The organism is Streptomyces actinomycinicus (assembly GCF_016741775.1).
GTDB lineage: Bacteria > Actinomycetota > Actinomycetes > Streptomycetales > Streptomycetaceae > Streptomyces > Streptomyces actinomycinicus.
In genome coordinates this window covers 383793-398400 of sequence record NZ_JAERRK010000002.1, presented here as the reverse complement: position 1 = coordinate 398400, position 14608 = coordinate 383793, and the positions used below count along the sequence as shown (strand labels likewise).

Annotated in this window: 15 protein-coding genes; 14 read left to right on the top strand and 1 reads right to left on the bottom strand. The window is 69.8% G+C overall.

Annotated features, from left to right (window positions below; translation table 11 throughout):
* Positions 1-40: 40 nt before the first annotated feature.
* The 11 genes from rpmJ to JK359_RS05740 all read left to right on the top strand — a co-directional run bounded on the left by rpmJ (position 41) and on the right by JK359_RS05740 (position 10816).
* The gene (rpmJ, locus tag JK359_RS05790) at positions 41-154 is read left to right on the top strand and encodes a 50S ribosomal protein L36 (protein ID WP_003998809.1); all 114 of its coding nucleotides are present in this window, start codon (positions 41-43) and stop codon (positions 152-154) included.
* 191 nt (positions 155-345) lie between these two features.
* Positions 346-726, top strand: a complete 381-nt coding sequence (rpsM, locus tag JK359_RS05785; protein ID WP_009300593.1) for a 30S ribosomal protein S13 — start codon at positions 346-348, stop codon at positions 724-726.
* A 65-nt stretch (positions 727-791) separates the two neighbouring features.
* Positions 792-1196: a 30S ribosomal protein S11 gene (rpsK, locus tag JK359_RS05780; protein WP_201832311.1), complete on the top strand. Its 405-nt coding sequence runs from the start codon at positions 792-794 to the stop codon at positions 1194-1196.
* 182 nt (positions 1197-1378) lie between these two features.
* Positions 1379-2401, top strand: a complete 1023-nt coding sequence (locus JK359_RS05775) for a DNA-directed RNA polymerase subunit alpha (RefSeq protein WP_003966937.1) — start codon at positions 1379-1381, stop codon at positions 2399-2401.
* Positions 2402-2564: 163 nt separating this feature from the next.
* Positions 2565-3059, top strand: coding sequence for a 50S ribosomal protein L17 (rplQ, locus tag JK359_RS05770; RefSeq protein WP_201832306.1), 495 nt, complete (start codon positions 2565-2567; stop codon positions 3057-3059).
* 140 nt (positions 3060-3199) lie between these two features.
* On the top strand, positions 3200-4063 hold the full coding sequence (truA, locus tag JK359_RS05765; RefSeq protein ID WP_201832304.1) for a tRNA pseudouridine(38-40) synthase TruA: 864 nt from the start codon (positions 3200-3202) through the stop codon (positions 4061-4063).
* A gap of 383 nt (positions 4064-4446) precedes the next feature.
* Positions 4447-5865 (top strand): glycosyltransferase family 2 protein, encoded by a 1419-nt coding sequence (locus tag JK359_RS05760; RefSeq protein ID WP_201832793.1) that lies wholly within the window; start codon positions 4447-4449, stop codon positions 5863-5865.
* Positions 5865-6890, top strand: a complete 1026-nt coding sequence (locus JK359_RS05755; RefSeq protein ID WP_201832299.1) for a glycoside hydrolase family 26 protein — start codon at positions 5865-5867, stop codon at positions 6888-6890. Before JK359_RS05760 ends, JK359_RS05755 begins: the two co-directional genes overlap by 1 nt.
* On the top strand, positions 6887-8740 hold the full coding sequence (locus tag JK359_RS05750; RefSeq protein ID WP_201832298.1) for a glycosyltransferase family 39 protein: 1854 nt from the start codon (positions 6887-6889) through the stop codon (positions 8738-8740). Before JK359_RS05755 ends, JK359_RS05750 begins: the two co-directional genes overlap by 4 nt.
* Before the next feature lie 19 nt (positions 8741-8759).
* Positions 8760-10064 carry a UDP-glucose dehydrogenase family protein gene (locus JK359_RS05745; RefSeq protein ID WP_201832297.1) on the top strand — a complete coding sequence of 435 codons (1305 nt, stop codon included), beginning with the start codon at positions 8760-8762 and terminating at the stop codon, positions 10062-10064.
* Complete coding sequence (locus JK359_RS05740) at positions 10064-10816, top strand: polyprenol monophosphomannose synthase (protein WP_201832296.1); 753 nt, start codon at positions 10064-10066, stop codon at positions 10814-10816. Before JK359_RS05745 ends, JK359_RS05740 begins: the two co-directional genes overlap by 1 nt.
* Positions 10817-10821: 5 nt before the next feature.
* Here JK359_RS05740 and JK359_RS05735 read toward each other — a convergent pair whose 3' ends face one another.
* A complete protein-coding gene (locus JK359_RS05735) occupies positions 10822-11700 on the bottom strand; it encodes a hypothetical protein (RefSeq protein ID WP_201832295.1) in 879 nt (292 codons plus the stop codon).
* A 267-nt stretch (positions 11701-11967) separates the two neighbouring features.
* Between JK359_RS05735 and rplM the strand changes: the two genes are divergently transcribed.
* The 3 genes from rplM to glmM all read left to right on the top strand — a co-directional run bounded on the left by rplM (position 11968) and on the right by glmM (position 14542).
* Positions 11968-12411 (top strand): 50S ribosomal protein L13, encoded by a 444-nt coding sequence (gene rplM / locus JK359_RS05730; protein WP_014674395.1) that lies wholly within the window; start codon positions 11968-11970, stop codon positions 12409-12411.
* 42 nt (positions 12412-12453) lie between these two features.
* Positions 12454-12966, top strand: a complete 513-nt coding sequence (gene rpsI / locus JK359_RS05725) for a 30S ribosomal protein S9 (RefSeq protein ID WP_103812805.1) — start codon at positions 12454-12456, stop codon at positions 12964-12966.
* A 217-nt stretch (positions 12967-13183) separates the two neighbouring features.
* Positions 13184-14542: a phosphoglucosamine mutase gene (gene glmM, locus JK359_RS05720; RefSeq protein ID WP_201832293.1), complete on the top strand. Its 1359-nt coding sequence runs from the start codon at positions 13184-13186 to the stop codon at positions 14540-14542.
* The last annotated feature ends 66 nt before the right edge of the window (positions 14543-14608 follow it).

Here is a 14608-nt window from a genome sequence, read left to right as displayed (position 1 = left end):
ACGGCGGGGTGGTGGCACTGACCCGGAGAACCTCAATCCCATGAAGGTCAAGCCGAGCGTCAAGAAGATCTGCGACAAGTGCAGGGTGATCCGCCGTCACGGCCGGGTCATGGTCATTTGCGAGAACCCGCGCCACAAGCAGCGCCAGGGCTGACGCACGACCATCACCCTCTGCACCGCTATCGCAGAGATTCGCGCGACGCGAGCTGAATATGTTCATACGCAGAGCCCGAGCCCACCAGCTCGACACCCCCGGTTCGGAGGCCGGGGACCCGGTTCGTACCTAGTACGGCGGCCGGGAGCCGGTTCTGCGGAAGACCTCCGAAGATCACCAGGAGCCATTGAATGGCACGCGTTTCCGGTGTTGACATCCCGCGCGAAAAGCGCGTGGAGGTCGCCCTGACCTACGTGTTCGGCATCGGCCGGACCCTCTCGAAGGAGACGCTGGCTGCGACCGGCGTCGACCCGAACACCCGCGTTCGCGACCTCTCCGAGGAGCAGCTCGTCGCGATTCGTGAGTACGTCGACAACAACATCAAGACCGAGGGTGACCTCCGTCGCGAGATCCAGGCCGACATCCGCCGCAAGGTCGAGATCGGCTGCTACCAGGGTCTCCGTCACCGTCGCGGTCTGCCCGTCCGCGGTCAGCGCACCAGCACCAACGCCCGCACCCGCAAGGGCCCGCGTCGCGCCATCGCCGGCAAGAAGAAGCCGGGCAAGAAGTAGTCCGCAGCGGACATCTGTCCACGGTCTTCGCTGTAGGACCGACCACCTCCCGTAGGAGTTAGTAGATGCCCCCCAAGGGACGTCAGGGCGCCGTCAAGAAGGTGCGCCGCAAGGAAAAGAAGAACGTCGCTCACGGCCACGCCTACATCAAGAGCACGTTCAACAACACGATCGTCTCGATCACGGACCCGTCCGGCAACGTGATCTCCTGGGCCTCCGCCGGCCACGTCGGCTTCAAGGGTTCCCGGAAGTCGACGCCGTTCGCCGCGCAGATGGCCGCCGAGTCGGCCGCCCGTCGTGCCCAGGAGCACGGCATGCGCCGCGTCGACGTGTTCGTCAAGGGCCCGGGTGCCGGTCGTGAGACCGCGATCCGCTCCCTGCAGGCCACGGGCCTCGAGGTCGGCTCCATCCAGGACGTCACCCCGACCCCGCACAACGGCTGCCGCCCGCCGAAGCGCCGCCGCGTCTGACGCACGGCTGCTTCACCGAGCAGTACAAGGGGTGTGGGGGATTCCCCCGCACAGAGCGTCGGGCGGTACGGCTCCTTCGGGTCGTGCCGCCCGTACCCTTGCAGTACCCGCACTTCTCACAGGTGCGGTTTCCGTCGGACGTCAAATAGCGGGCGTCCACGAATGAAGGATCTGATCCACACATGCTGATCGCTCAGCGTCCCTCGTTGACCGAAGAGGTCGTCGACGAGTTCCGCTCCCGGTTCGTGATCGAGCCGCTGGAGCCGGGCTTCGGCTACACCCTCGGCAACTCCCTCCGCCGTACCCTCCTGTCCTCGATCCCCGGCGCTGCTGTCACCAGCATTCGGATCGACGGCGTGCTGCACGAGTTCACCACCGTGCCGGGCGTCAAGGAGGACGTCACCGACCTGATCCTCAACATCAAGCAGCTGGTCGTCTCCTCGGAGCACGACGAGCCGGTCGTGATGTACCTGCGCAAGCAGGGCCCGGGTCTGGTCACCGCCGCCGACATCGCGCCCCCGGCCGGTGTCGAGGTGCACAACCCCGACCTGGTCCTCGCCACGCTCAACGGCAAGGGCAAGCTGGAGATGGAGCTGACCGTCGAGCGCGGTCGCGGCTACGTCTCCGCCGTGCAGAACAAGCAGGTGGGCCAGGAGATCGGCCGTATCCCGGTCGACTCCATCTACTCGCCGGTGCTGAAGGTCACGTACAAGGTCGAGGCCACGCGTGTCGAGCAGCGGACCGACTTCGACAAGCTGATCGTCGACGTCGAGACGAAGCAGGCCATGCGTCCCCGCGACGCCATGGCGTCGGCCGGTAAGACCCTGGTCGAGCTGTTCGGTCTCGCCCGCGAGCTGAACATCGACGCCGAGGGCATCGACATGGGCCCGTCCCCGACGGACGCCGCCCTGGCCGCCGACCTCGCGCTGCCGATCGAGGAGCTGGAGCTCACGGTCCGCTCCTACAACTGCCTCAAGCGTGAGGGCATCCACTCCGTGGGTGAACTCGTCGCGCGCTCCGAGGCCGACCTCCTGGACATCCGCAACTTCGGTGCGAAGTCCATCGACGAGGTCAAGGCGAAGCTGGCCGGCATGGGCCTGGCCCTCAAGGACAGCCCGCCCGGATTCGACCCGACCGCCGCCGCCGACGCCTTCGGTGCCGACGACGACGCGGACGCGGGTTTCGTGGAGACCGAGCAGTACTAGTAGCTCGGGCCCACTGGTCCGTTTTCGGCTGCCGGCCCGCTGTGGCTGGTCGCGCAGTTTCCCCGCGCCCCTTCGGGGCGCGGGGTCTCCGACAGGCAACCGCCTGCTCGGATACTGACTTCGGTACCTGACACGGCCGGGGCAGACACACAGGAGAAGAACCATGCCGAAGCCCACCAAGGGTGCCCGTCTGGGCGGCAGCGCCGCGCACGAGAAGCTGCTCCTCGCGAACCTCGCGAAGTCGCTGTTCGAGCACGGCCGTATCACCACCACCGAGGCGAAGGCCCGCCGCCTGCGCCCGTACGCCGAGCGTCTGATCACCAAGGCGAAGAAGGGTGACCTTCACAACCGCCGTCAGGTGCTTCAGGTCATCACGGACAAGAGCATCGTCCACACGCTCTTCACCGAGATCGGCCCGCGTTACGAGAACCGTCCGGGTGGCTACACCCGCATCACCAAGATCGGTAACCGCCGTGGCGACAACGCGCCCATGGCTGTCATCGAGCTGGTCGAGGCGCTGACGGTGCAGCAGAAGGCCGTCGGTGAGGCCGAGGCCGCCACCAAGCGTGCGGTCAAGGAGGCCGACGAGGCCAAGGCTGCGGAGACCACCGAGGCTCCGGCCGAGGAGGCCGCTGCCGAGGAGTCGAAGGACGCGTAAGCGTTCTGCCGGGGGCTGTGCGCCGGCGGCCGCGGCGAGCCGTGGTCGTCCGCGCAGTTCTCCCCGCCCCTTGAGGGCGTTGCGGGCCCGTTCCTTTCGCAGGAGCGGGCCCGCTTTCGTGTACCTGAGAGGATCTCCCTGTGAGTGATGAAGCAGCACCCGGGTTCGTCCGTGTCCGCCTCGACGTCTCCTATGACGGCACCGACTTCCACGGCTGGGCCAAGCAGGCCGGCGGCAAGCGGACCGTGCAGGGGGAGATCGAGGACGCGCTGCGCACGGTGACGCGGTCCCGGGAGACGTACGAGCTGACCGTGGCCGGGCGGACCGATGCCGGGGTGCACGCGCGCGGTCAGGTGGCGCACGTCGACCTGCCCGAAGCGGTGTGGCGCGAGCACAACCAGAAGCTGCTGAAGCGGCTCGCCGGGCGGTTGCCCAAGGACGTCCGGGTCTGGGCCCTGAGGCCGGCACCGCACGGTTTCAACGCCCGGTTCTCCGCGGTCTGGCGCCGCTACGCCTACCGGGTCACCGACAACCCCGGCGGTGTCGACCCCATCCTCCGCAACCACGTCCTGTGGCACGACTGGCCGCTCGACGTGGACGCGATGAACCAGGCCGCCGGGGCGCTCCTCGGGGAGCACGACTTCGCCGCCTACTGCAAGAAGCGCGAGGGGGCCACGACGATCCGGACCCTCCAGGAGCTGAGCCTGGTGCGCGGCGAGGACGGGATCATCACCGCCACGGTGCGAGCGGACGCCTTCTGCCACAACATGGTGCGCTCCCTGATCGGCGCGCTGCTGTTCGTCGGCGACGGCCACCGCGGCCCCGAGTGGCCGGGGAAGGTGCTGGCCGCGGGCGTACGGGACTCGGCCGTGCATGTCGTACGGCCGCACGGGCTGACGCTGGAGGAGGTCGGCTACCCGGCCGACGAGCTGCTGGCGGCCCGGAACAAGGAGGCGCGGCGCAAGCGGTCGCTTCCCGGGGCGGCGGGCTGCGAAACCTGTTAGTTACGTTGCATTTCGCGACGCTTATGCCCCATGTCTGTACTTACCGGGCGTAATCCGTCTTACCAACCCTTACGCGGTTCATACCTCTCGGTTATGGTTGCGCCGCTCGGCCAGAAGTTCGACAGGGGCGGCTGGGCTTGGCTGGGGGGTCGACGGGTCGCAATGACCCGGGGTTGGACAACGTAATGAGTTCAGTGGGTCCCGTGCGGACCGGGGGGCGTCGTGCCGTGCGCCAGACCGGTGGCCGGCGACGGGCCGGGCGCGGCGGCAGTGCCGCGCTGGGTCTGCTGCCGCTGCCGCCGACGGACAGGGAGAAGTACTCCTACGCGCGCAGGCACCTGTGGATCCTGACGATCAGCTCGCTGATCAGCTTCTGCTGCCTGGTGGTGAGCCAGTTCAAGCTGGCGCAGTCCACGCCGGTGCTGTGGATCTACACGCCGCTGCTGGTGTTCACGGTCGTCTACTACCTGGTGTCGTTGCGGGTGAACGGCTTCACCCGGGACTTCGACATCGCGCACCACCGGCGGCTGGTGCAGAACTGGCGGCCCGAGGTCTACCCGACCGTCGACGTGTTCCTGCCGGTGTGCGGCGAGCCCATCGAGGTGCTGCACAACACCTGGCGGCACGTGCGGATGATGGCCGACCGGTACCCCGGGGTCTGTGTGCCGTTCGTCCTGGACGACGGCGCGAGCCCGGAGCTGGAGGCGATGGCCCGGGACTTCGGGTTCCGCTACGGCACCCGGGAGAACCGGGGCTGGTTCAAGAAGGCCGGCAACCTGCACTTCGGCTTCGGCCGGTCCGACGGCGAGTTCATCCTCATCCTGGACGCCGACTTCACCCCGCGCGCCGACCTGCTGGAGGAACTGCTCCCGTACCTGGCCGCCGATCCGCGGACCGGCATCGTCCAGTCGCCGCAGTACTTCCGCGTTCTCGACTCGCAGAACTGGATCGAGCGCGGGGCGGGCGCGGTGCAGGAGCTGTTCTACCGTTCCGTGCAGGTGTCCCGGCAGGGCAGCGACGGCGCGATCTGCGTCGGCTCCTGTGCGATCTACCGGCGGGCGGCCCTGGAGACCAACGGCGGCACCACGCTGATCGAGCACTCCGAGGACGTGCACACCGGCTTCGACCTGCGCGGGCTCGGCTGGGACCTGCGGTACGTCCCGATCGCGGTGTCCACCGGGGTGTGCCCGGACAGTGCGGGCGCCTTCTTCAACCAGCAGTACCGCTGGTGCTCGGGCTCGATGAGCCTGCTCGGCAGCCGCAAGTTCTGGCAGCGCAAGATCAAGCTCTCCAGCCGCCTGTGCTACATGTCCGGCTTCTTCTACTACATCCACACCGCGCTGTTCACCTTCGCGGCGCCGGTCATCCCGATCGTGCTGCTGCTGATGATGCCGGAGAAGCTCAAGGTCGAGCACCTGCTCCTGGTGCTGCCGAGCATCGTGTACACGACGATCGTCTTCCCGATGTGGCACAAGGCGCCGTACCGGCTGGAGGCCTGGGCGGCCCGCATGATGTACGGCTGGGCGCACGTCTTCGCCATCTGGGACATCCTGCGCAAGAACCGCATGGGCTGGCAGCCGACCGGTTCCTCCGGCGCGAAGAAGAACAAGACCCGGCGCTTCTGGATCGGCATGTGGGCCTGGAGCGGCGGTACGGCGCTGGTCTGGGTCACCGCGGCGGTGTACCGGACGTTCACCATGAACGCCCCGGACTTCGCCCTGGTCCTGTCCTCGGGACTGTTCTACGCGCTGGTCGTCGGCCGGGTCCTGGTGCAGCCGCGTTCGGGGACGGAGGCCGTCTGATGCAACTGAAGAAACGTTTCCGTGCGGGGTGTGCCGCCCTGGTCTGCTGCCTGGCCGGCGTCCTCGCGCTCGGTGGCTGCTCGCTGCTCGGCGACGACTCCGGCGGCCCGGCGCGCTCCGGCGCCGGCGCGGCCCCGCACTCCGGGGCGAGCGCCGATCCGGCGATCCCCTACGACGTCACACCGCTGCTGAAGCCGGAGAAGAAGTACTTCGGCGCGGCCGTGCCGGGTGCCCCGAACTCCATGAAGAACGTCGACGTGTACACGAAGACGGTCGGCAAGCAGCCCAACCTCGTCGAGTACTACGCCGGCTGGGGCGACGGCTTCGACGCCACCGGTGTGCGCAACGCCTGGGCCGAGGGCGCCCTGACACTGATGTCCTGGGAGCCCTTCGACACCCCGGTCGCCGACATCGCGGCGGGCAGGTCCGACGAGTACATCGAGGAGTACGCGACCGCGGTCCGGAGGCTCAACCTGCCCGTCGTGATCGACTTCGCGGACGAGTTCAACGGGCACTGGGAGAAGTGGGGCACGAACCACGTGACCCCGGCCCAGTACGTGGCCGCCTGGCGGCACATCCACCGGACCTTCGTCGACGCCGGCGCCACCAACGTCATCTGGGCCTGGTCGCCCAACATCGTCAACCCGGTCAGGAACGTGCGGCTCGAGCCGTACTACCCGGGCGACGCGTACGTCGACTGGGTCGGCCTGATCGGCTACTTCACCGCCGGTGAGGACAACGCCTTCGACAGCGTGTTCGGTCCGACCCGCGACCAGATCCGCACCTTCACCAAGAAGCCCGTCCTGCTGCTGGAGACCGCCGCCATGCCCGGCGAGCGGCGGCGCGCCGACATCCGCAACCTGTTCGCGGGCGTCGAGGCCGACGACGACATGCTCGGCTTCGTCTGGTTCGACCACAAGAAGCGCGCCGACTGGCGGCTGGAGGCGAGCCCGCTGGCGCTGAAGGAGTTCAAGCGCCTGGCCGCCGACGACCGTTTCGGCTTCGACGTACGGAAGCCGTCATGACCTCCCGACCCGAGTACTACACACCGCAGCCGTACGACCCGTACGCCGAGGACGAGCCCCAGGGCGGCTGGTTCAACTCCGAGGGCTACGTCCCGCGCCGGCCCCAGGCCCACGACGCCCACGAGGGGTACGTCCCCCGTCAGCCGCAGGCCTACGACGCCCACGAGGGGTACGTCCCCCGTCAGCCGCAGGTCTACGACGTCCCCGAGGGGTACGACTACGACCCGCGGACCTACCCGTACCAGCAGCTGGACGACCAGCCGACCTTCGCCCTGCGCACCGTGACGCAGCCGGCCGAACCGGCAGAGCCCGGGTACCACGTGCCCGACACGCCCGAGGTCGGCTGGGACATGGCGGCCAGCCGGCGGCGCGCCTGGGTCAGCCGGGCCGTGCTGCTGTTCGTCCTGGCCGTCCAGGCGGTGCTCTCGCTGCGCCTGTCCAACACGGCATTCCAGGACGAGGCCCTGTACCTGGCGGCGGGGCACGCCGAGCTGCAGCACCTGCTGCACGGCACTCCACTGCCGGTGGACTACGCGGCGTACTTCTCCGGCTCGCCCCAGCTGTACCCGGTGCTCGCCGCCGTCATCGACGGCCGCTTCGGGCTCACCGGTGCACGCCTGCTGAGCCTGGCCTTCATGCTGGGCACCACGACGCTGCTGTACTCGTTCACCCGGCGGCTGTTCAACGAGCGGGCCGCGCTGGCCGGTGCCGCGCTCTTCGCCGTGGTGCAGTCGACCGTCGTCATGGGGTACTTCGCCACGTACGACGCCGCCGCGGTGTTCCTGCTGGCCCTGGCCACCTGGATCGTCGTCCGCACCGACCGGGCGCCGGTGGGCGCCGTACTGCTCGCCGCGCCGGTCGCGGTCCTCGCCGTCGGCGTGAAGTACGCGGCCGGCCTGTACCTGCCCACCATCGTGGTGCTGGCGCTGCTCACCGGCTGGCCGCACAAGGGCGGCAGGGCGTTCTGGCGGATGCTGCTCCTCGCGCTCGGCATCGGCGCCCTGCTCGCGGCCGGCATGTACGCCACCGACCTGCTCGCCGGTGTGCGGCAGACCACGACCGACCGGGACCACGGCTCCGACGGTGCCGCCTTCCTGCTGCAGCGGTCGGCCGAGTGGGGCGGGCTGATGTTCCTCGCCGCGGCCGGCGGCGCGATCTCCTACGTGCGGCGCAGCCGTATGAACGAGTCGCCGCTCGCCCAGCGGCTGGGCAACCCGGGATGGCGCTGGCGGGCGCTGCTGGGCCTGGTGCTGTGCGGCACCGCCCTGCTCGCGCCCGCCTACCAGGTGCACCTGGGGACCGTGGTCTCGCTGTTCAAGCACGTCGGCTTCGGTCTGCTCTTCGCCGCGCCGATGGCCGGCGTGGGCGTGACCCGGCTGATCGGGGCCCATTTCCGCTACCCCCAGCTCGGCATCATGCTGTGGACGGCGACGCTCTGCCTCGGCATCTCGCAGGCGGACTGGCGCTTCGGCGTCTGGCCCGACTCCTCCCGGATGATCCAGGTCATCGACTCCCACGTGAACCGCGAGGGCCACTACCTCGCCTCGACGCCCGAGGTGCCCGTCTACTACCTGCGCGAGAAGACGAGCCAACGGCAGTGGCAGGGCGCCTTCGCCATGGAGTACACGGACAAGAAGGGCAGGCACCACTCCGGTGACGCCGGTTACCGCGCGGCCGTGCGCGACGGGGAGTACGACCTGATCGTCCTCGACGGGCTCACCAACCCGCGGGTGGACGCGGTCGTCGCGGACGCCGTCACGGGCAATCCGCACTACCGGCTCCTCGCCGACCTGCCCTTCCGCAATTCCAGCGGTACCGGTCACTACCGCATCTGGACCAAGGCCTCCTGAAGCGAGAAAGGCCGTTCCCATGCGGCTCACCGTCATCGGCACCGGATACCTCGGTGCCACCCACGCCGCCTGCATGGCGGAGCTGGGCCACGAGGTGCTCGGCGTCGACGTCGACCCGGAGAAGATCGCCGCGCTGAGCGCGGGGAAGGTGCCCTTCCACGAGCCGGGGCTGCCCGAGCTGATCGCCAAGCACACCGCGAGCGGCCGGCTGCGCTTCACCACCTCCTACGCGGAGGCCGGCGCATTCGGCGAGGTGCACTTCGTGTGCGTCGGCACCCCGCAGCGAAGGGACTCCGACGCCGCCGACCTGACCTACGTCGACGCCGCCTTCGCGGCCCTCGCCGCACACGCGGCGCCGGACGCGCTCCTGGTGGGCAAGTCGACCGTGCCGGTCGGGACGGCGGGCCGGCTGGCGCGCACCTGCGACCCGGAGGTCGCCTGGAACCCGGAGTTCCTGCGCGAGGGCTTCGCGGTCGAGGACACGCTGCGCCCGGACCGGCTGGTGTTCGGGGTGGAGTCGGCACGGGCCGAAACGATCCTGCGTGCCGTGTACGCGCCGGTCCTCGCCGCCGGCACCCCCCTCGTCACCGCGGACTTCCCGACCGCCGAACTGGTCAAGACGGCCGCCAACGCCTTCCTCGCCACCAAGATCTCCTTCATCAACGCGATGGCCGAGGTCTGCGAGGCCGCGGGCGGTGACGTGCGCACCCTCGCCGAGGCGCTGGGCCACGACGACCGGATCGGCCCGAAGTTCCTGAGCGCCGGGGTCGGCTTCGGCGGCGGCTGTCTGCCCAAGGACATCCGCGCCTTCGCGCACCGCGCCGACGAGCTGGGCACCCCGCTGTCCTTCCTGCGCGAGGTGGACGCGATCAACATGCGCCGCCGGGACCGGGTGGCGCAGCTGGCCCGCGAGCTGTGCGGAGGGGACGTGCTCGGGGTCCGGGTCGCGGTGCTCGGCGCGGCCTTCAAGCCCGGCTCCGACGACATCCGCGACTCGCCCGCACTGGCCGTGGCCGCCCGGCTGCGGCTCGAGGGCGCCGACGTCACCGTCCACGACCCCGAGGCCATGGACAACGCCCGCAAGGCGTTCCCGCTGCTCGGGTACGCGCTGACCGCGGAGGACGCGCTGCGCGGGGCCGGACTGGTGTTGCATCTGACCGAGTGGCCGCAGTTCCGGGCGATCGACCCGGAGCGGGCCGCCATGCTGGTGGCCCGGCCGCGGATCGTGGACGGGCGCGGGGTGCTCGACGCGGACCGCTGGACCGCGGCGGGCTGGCGGTTCCGGGCGCTGGGCAGGCCGGCGCCGGAGGAGGAGGGGCAGTGATGGCGTACGAGGGCGTGCCGGTCACCGTGGTGATGCCGACCTACAACGAGGCGGCGAACCTGCCCGGGATGGCCGAGGCCGTGCTCGGCCTGCCGCTCGACGCACTGCATCTGAAGATCGTCGACGACTCCAGCCCCGACGGCACCGGACGGATCGCCGAGGAGCTGGCCGAGAAGTACAACGCCGACGGCGCCGGAGGCCGGCGCCGGATGAGCGTGCTGCACCGCACCGGGAAGGACGGCCTGGGACGGGCGTACACCGCGGGGATGTCCGCCGCGCTGGAGGAGGGCGCCGCGTACGTCGTCCAGATGGACGCCGACGGCAGTCACCCCGTGGAGGCGGTGCCCCGCATGCTGGAGACGGCCCTGTCCTCCGGTGCGGGCCTGGTGGTCGGCAGCCGGTACGTCGAGGGCGGTTCGCTGGCCGAGGACTGGGGCGCGCACCGCGTCCTGCTCTCCCGGTTCGCCAACCGGTACGCGCGCACCATCCTCGGCACCGACATCCACGACATCACCGCCGGCTTCAACCTGTGGTCGGCGGCGACCCTGCGGGACGTGGACCTGTCGTCCCTGGACAGCGCGGGCTACAGCTTCCAGGTGGAGCTGAAGTACAGGGCCGTACAGGCCGGACACCGGGCCGCCGAGATCCCGATCCGCTTCGCCGAGCGGACGGAGGGTGTCTCGAAGATGACGCTGCGCACCCAGCTGGAGTCGGCCGTGGTACCGGTGCGGCTGCGGCTGAAGCGGCGCTGACCCGGCTAGCGGTTCGCGGCGGCCGATGCCTGGGCCTGGCCGCGGCGGTGGATCTGGTTGACGGCGAACTGGGCCAGGTCGTTGCCGACGCGGAAGACCGGGGTGTCCTTGTCCGTGACGTCCTTGCCGTTGGTGAAACCGGCGACCGTGAAGTACGCGTAGCGGCCGTAGGCGTTCCGGGTCGAGCGGCAGAACGCCCCGTCACAGAAGGACTTCACGCCCTTGCCGGCCAGCGAGCGCACGATGCTCCGGTCGTCGGTCTGTGCCTTGGCCTTCGTGGCCTGGGCCGCGGTGTCGAAGACCGCGATGCCGACGGTGACGGCGATGCCGTCGCCCTTGGTGTACGTGGCGCGCAGCAGGCGGGTGCAGCCGTTGGCGGTGAGGACCTTCGGCAGGCTGCCGCCGGCGGCGCCGGCACAGCTCTTGGTGTCGGCCGTGGCGCCCTTCTTGTACACCGTCCCGCCCATGGTCAGCTGCGTGCCCGGGAACAAGGTGGCGGGGCTCAGCGGCGCGGTGTCCTTCTCGGCGCTGGAGATGAAGTCCTTGGGGTCCAGCGGCGGCGGGGCGCTGGTCGGCGCGAAGGACGGCGTCGCGGTGCCGGAGCCGGGCAGCGAGGCGCTGGCGGGCAGGTTGCTGGGGCCCGCCTGGGGGTCGCCGCCGTCCGCGGACACGACCGCCATGGCGACCGCGGTGCCTATCCCGATCGTGGCGAGCACGCCGCCGGCTATGTACAGCAGTCTGCGGCGCTTGTTCCGTGACTCCGAGGCCTCGGCGAGCGCGGCCCAGTCAGGGGTCCCGTCGTCGGACGTGTCGTTCCACGGCTGCTGGGAATGCGGTTTCCAGGGATCCCACTGAGACTGGGGTCCCCCCTGCCCGTAACTCATGGGGCGCATCTTAGACGGGGGGCCGGTGGTGCGGGGTCCGTGTGTCGGCCCGCCTCGTTTTGACCCGGTCGGGGGCCGCCCGGTAACCTACTTCTTCGTTGTGTATTGGCTTGCTCATTCTCACGGGACGGGCCCTTACACCGGTCCACCGGGCCGATGACCAGCGACCCCACGTACGCGGTATGCGTCGCCGCCGTGGGTCAAGGCTGTCGTGATCGTTTCGGTGACCTGTTCAGGACCATTCACTCGAAGCGAAGGCTACGAACCGTGCGTACGTACAGCCCCAAGCCCGGCGATGTGACGCGCCAGTGGCACGTCATCGACGCTCAGGACGTCGTCCTGGGTCGTCTCGCCACCACTGCAGCGACCCTCCTCCGGGGCAAGCACAAGCCGATCTACGCGCCGCACGTCGACGCTGGTGACTTCGTCATCATCATCAACGCCGACAAGGTGCACCTGTCCGGCAACAAGCGGACCCAGAAGATGGCGTACCGCCACTCCGGCTACCCGGGTGGTCTGCGCTCCGTCCGCTACGACGAGCTGCTGGACAAGAACCCCGAGAAGGCCATCGAGAAGGCCGTCAAGGGCATGCTCCCCAAGAACTCCCTGGGCCGTCAGATGCTCTCGAAGCTGAAGGTCTACAAGGGTGACCAGCACCCGCACGCTGCCCAGCAGCCGGTGCCTTTCGAGATCACCCAGGTCGCGCAGTAAGTCCGGCCACCCCCTAAGACTGAAGAGAATCTGAGGAGAACCGTGGCCGAGACCACTGCCGAGCAGCCGCTCGAAGAGCTTGACATCGACAGCTACACCACCGAGTCCGAGGTCCCCGTCGAGGGCGAGTACACCTCGGAGTCCCTGGCCTCCCGCTTCGGCGAGCCCCAGCCGGCCGCCGGCCTGGGCCGCCGCAAGAACGCCATCGCCCGCGTCCGGATCGTTCCGGGCACCGGCAAGTGGAAGATCAACGGTCGCACCCTCGAGGACTACTTCCCGAACAAGGTGCACCAGCAGGAAGTCAACGAGCCCTTCAAGGTGCTCGAGCTCGAGGGCCGTTACGACGTCATCGCCCGCATCGCGGGTGGCGGTGTCTCCGGTCAGGCCGGTGCGCTCCGTCTCGGTGTCGCCCGTGCGCTGAACGAGGCTGACGTCGACAACAACCGCGGCCCGCTGAAGAAGGCCGGCTTCCTCAAGCGCGACGACCGTGCGGTCGAGCGCAAGAAGGCCGGTCTGAAGAAGGCCCGCAAGGCTCCGCAGTACAGCAAGCGCTAAGCTTCGCTGCCTGCTCGTACGTGGTACGGGCTTCGGCCCCACGTACTCCGAACGCCCCGGCGGCACGCCACATGTGCCTCCGGGGCGTTCGCTTATCCCAGCCAAGGGCGTATAACGACACAAGACGCTCAAAGGCTTGTGTGATCGGATACCGGAGCGCCTGACACCCGACACGGCGCCCTCCGCTTCCGGCATCGACGCTTCCTCAGGAGGACAAGTGGGACGACTCTTCGGCACGGACGGCGTGCGCGGTGTCGCCAACGCGGATCTCACGGCAGAGATGGCGCTGGGCCTCTCCGTCGCCGCGGCGCACGTGCTGGCCGAGGCGGGCACCTTCGAGGGCCACAAGCCGACGGCTGTGGTCGGACGGGACCCGCGCGCGTCCGGGGAGTTCCTGGAGGCGGCGATGGTGGCGGGTCTGGCCAGCGCGGGCGTCGACGTCCTGCGGGTCGGCGTGCTGCCGACGCCCGCGGTGGCGTACCTCACCGGCGCACTCGGCGCTGACCTGGGCGTGATGCTCTCCGCCAGCCACAACGCCATGCCGGACAACGGCATCAAGTTCTTCGCCCGCGGCGGCCACAAACTCGCCGACGAGCTGGAGGACAAGATCGAGGCGGTCTACGAGTCGCACCGGCACGGCGAGCCGTGGGAGCGGCCGACGGGTGCCGGCGTCGGGCGCGTGCGCTCGTACGACGAGGGCTTCGAGCAGTACATCGGCCATCTGCTGTCGGTGCTCCCCAACCGGCTCGACGGCCTGAAGGTCGTCCTGGACGAAGCGCACGGCGCGGCCTCGGGGGTCTCGCCGGAGGCGTTCTCGCGGGCGGGTGCCGAGGTCGTCACGATCGGTGCCCAGCCGGACGGCCTCAACATCAACGACGGCTGCGGCTCGACCCACCTGGACAAGCTGAAGGCCGCGGTCGTCGAGCACGGCGCCGCCCTGGGCATCGCGCACGACGGTGACGCCGACCGCTGCCTGGCCGTGGACCACACCGGCGAGGAGGTCGACGGCGACCAGATCCTCGCCGTGCTCGCGCTGGCCATGCGGGAGCGCTCCGAGCTGCGCTCCGACACCGTGGTCGCCACGGTGATGTCCAACCTCGGCTTCAAGCTGGCCATGCAGCGCGAGGGCATCCGGCTGGTGCAGACCGCCGTCGGTGACCGGTACGTGCTGGAGGAGATGAAGGAGCACGGGTTCGCCCTCGGCGGCGAGCAGTCCGGGCACGTCATCGTCCTCGACCACGCGACCACCGGTGACGGCACGCTGACCGGCCTGCTGCTGGCGGCGCGGGTCGCGCAGACCGGCCGTTCGCTGCGGGAACTGGCGTCCGTCATGGAGCGGCTGCCGCAGGTCCTGATCAACGTCCCGGACGTGGACAGGTCCCGGGTGAAGACGTCGGCCGATCTCGCCGCCGCGGTGGCCGAGGCCGAGCGGGAGCTGGGGGAGACCGGGCGGGTGCTGCTGCGGCCTTCCGGCACCGAGCCGCTGGTACGGGTCATGGTCGAGGCCGCGGACATCGAGCAGGCCCGCACGGTCGCCGGCCGCCTGGCCGACGCGGTGAAGTCGGCCCTCGGCTAGTCCGGTTCCGGCGACGGGGAACTGTGTCCCGCGGACCACGGGCGGTACGCCGGTCGATCGCACGGT

What these genes read in the sequence shown, in the direction of transcription:
- rpmJ (WP_003998809.1), top strand. Translation starts at nt 41, where the DNA reads ATGAAGGTCAAGCCGAGCGTCAAGAAGATCTGCGACAAGTGCAGGGTG.
- rpsM (WP_009300593.1), top strand. Translation starts at nt 346, where the DNA reads ATGGCACGCGTTTCCGGTGTTGACATCCCGCGCGAAAAGCGCGTGGAG.
- rpsK (WP_201832311.1), top strand. Translation starts at nt 792, where the DNA reads ATGCCCCCCAAGGGACGTCAGGGCGCCGTCAAGAAGGTGCGCCGCAAG.
- JK359_RS05775 (WP_003966937.1), top strand. Translation starts at nt 1,379, where the DNA reads ATGCTGATCGCTCAGCGTCCCTCGTTGACCGAAGAGGTCGTCGACGAG.
- rplQ (WP_201832306.1), top strand. Translation starts at nt 2,565, where the DNA reads ATGCCGAAGCCCACCAAGGGTGCCCGTCTGGGCGGCAGCGCCGCGCAC.
- JK359_RS05755 (WP_201832299.1), top strand. Translation starts at nt 5,865, where the DNA reads ATGCAACTGAAGAAACGTTTCCGTGCGGGGTGTGCCGCCCTGGTCTGC.
- JK359_RS05750 (WP_201832298.1), top strand. Translation starts at nt 6,887, where the DNA reads ATGACCTCCCGACCCGAGTACTACACACCGCAGCCGTACGACCCGTAC.
- JK359_RS05745 (WP_201832297.1), top strand. Translation starts at nt 8,760, where the DNA reads ATGCGGCTCACCGTCATCGGCACCGGATACCTCGGTGCCACCCACGCC.
- JK359_RS05740 (WP_201832296.1), top strand. Translation starts at nt 10,064, where the DNA reads ATGGCGTACGAGGGCGTGCCGGTCACCGTGGTGATGCCGACCTACAAC.
- JK359_RS05735 (WP_201832295.1), bottom strand. Translation starts at nt 11,700, where the DNA reads ATGAGTTACGGGCAGGGGGGACCCCAGTCTCAGTGGGATCCCTGGAAA.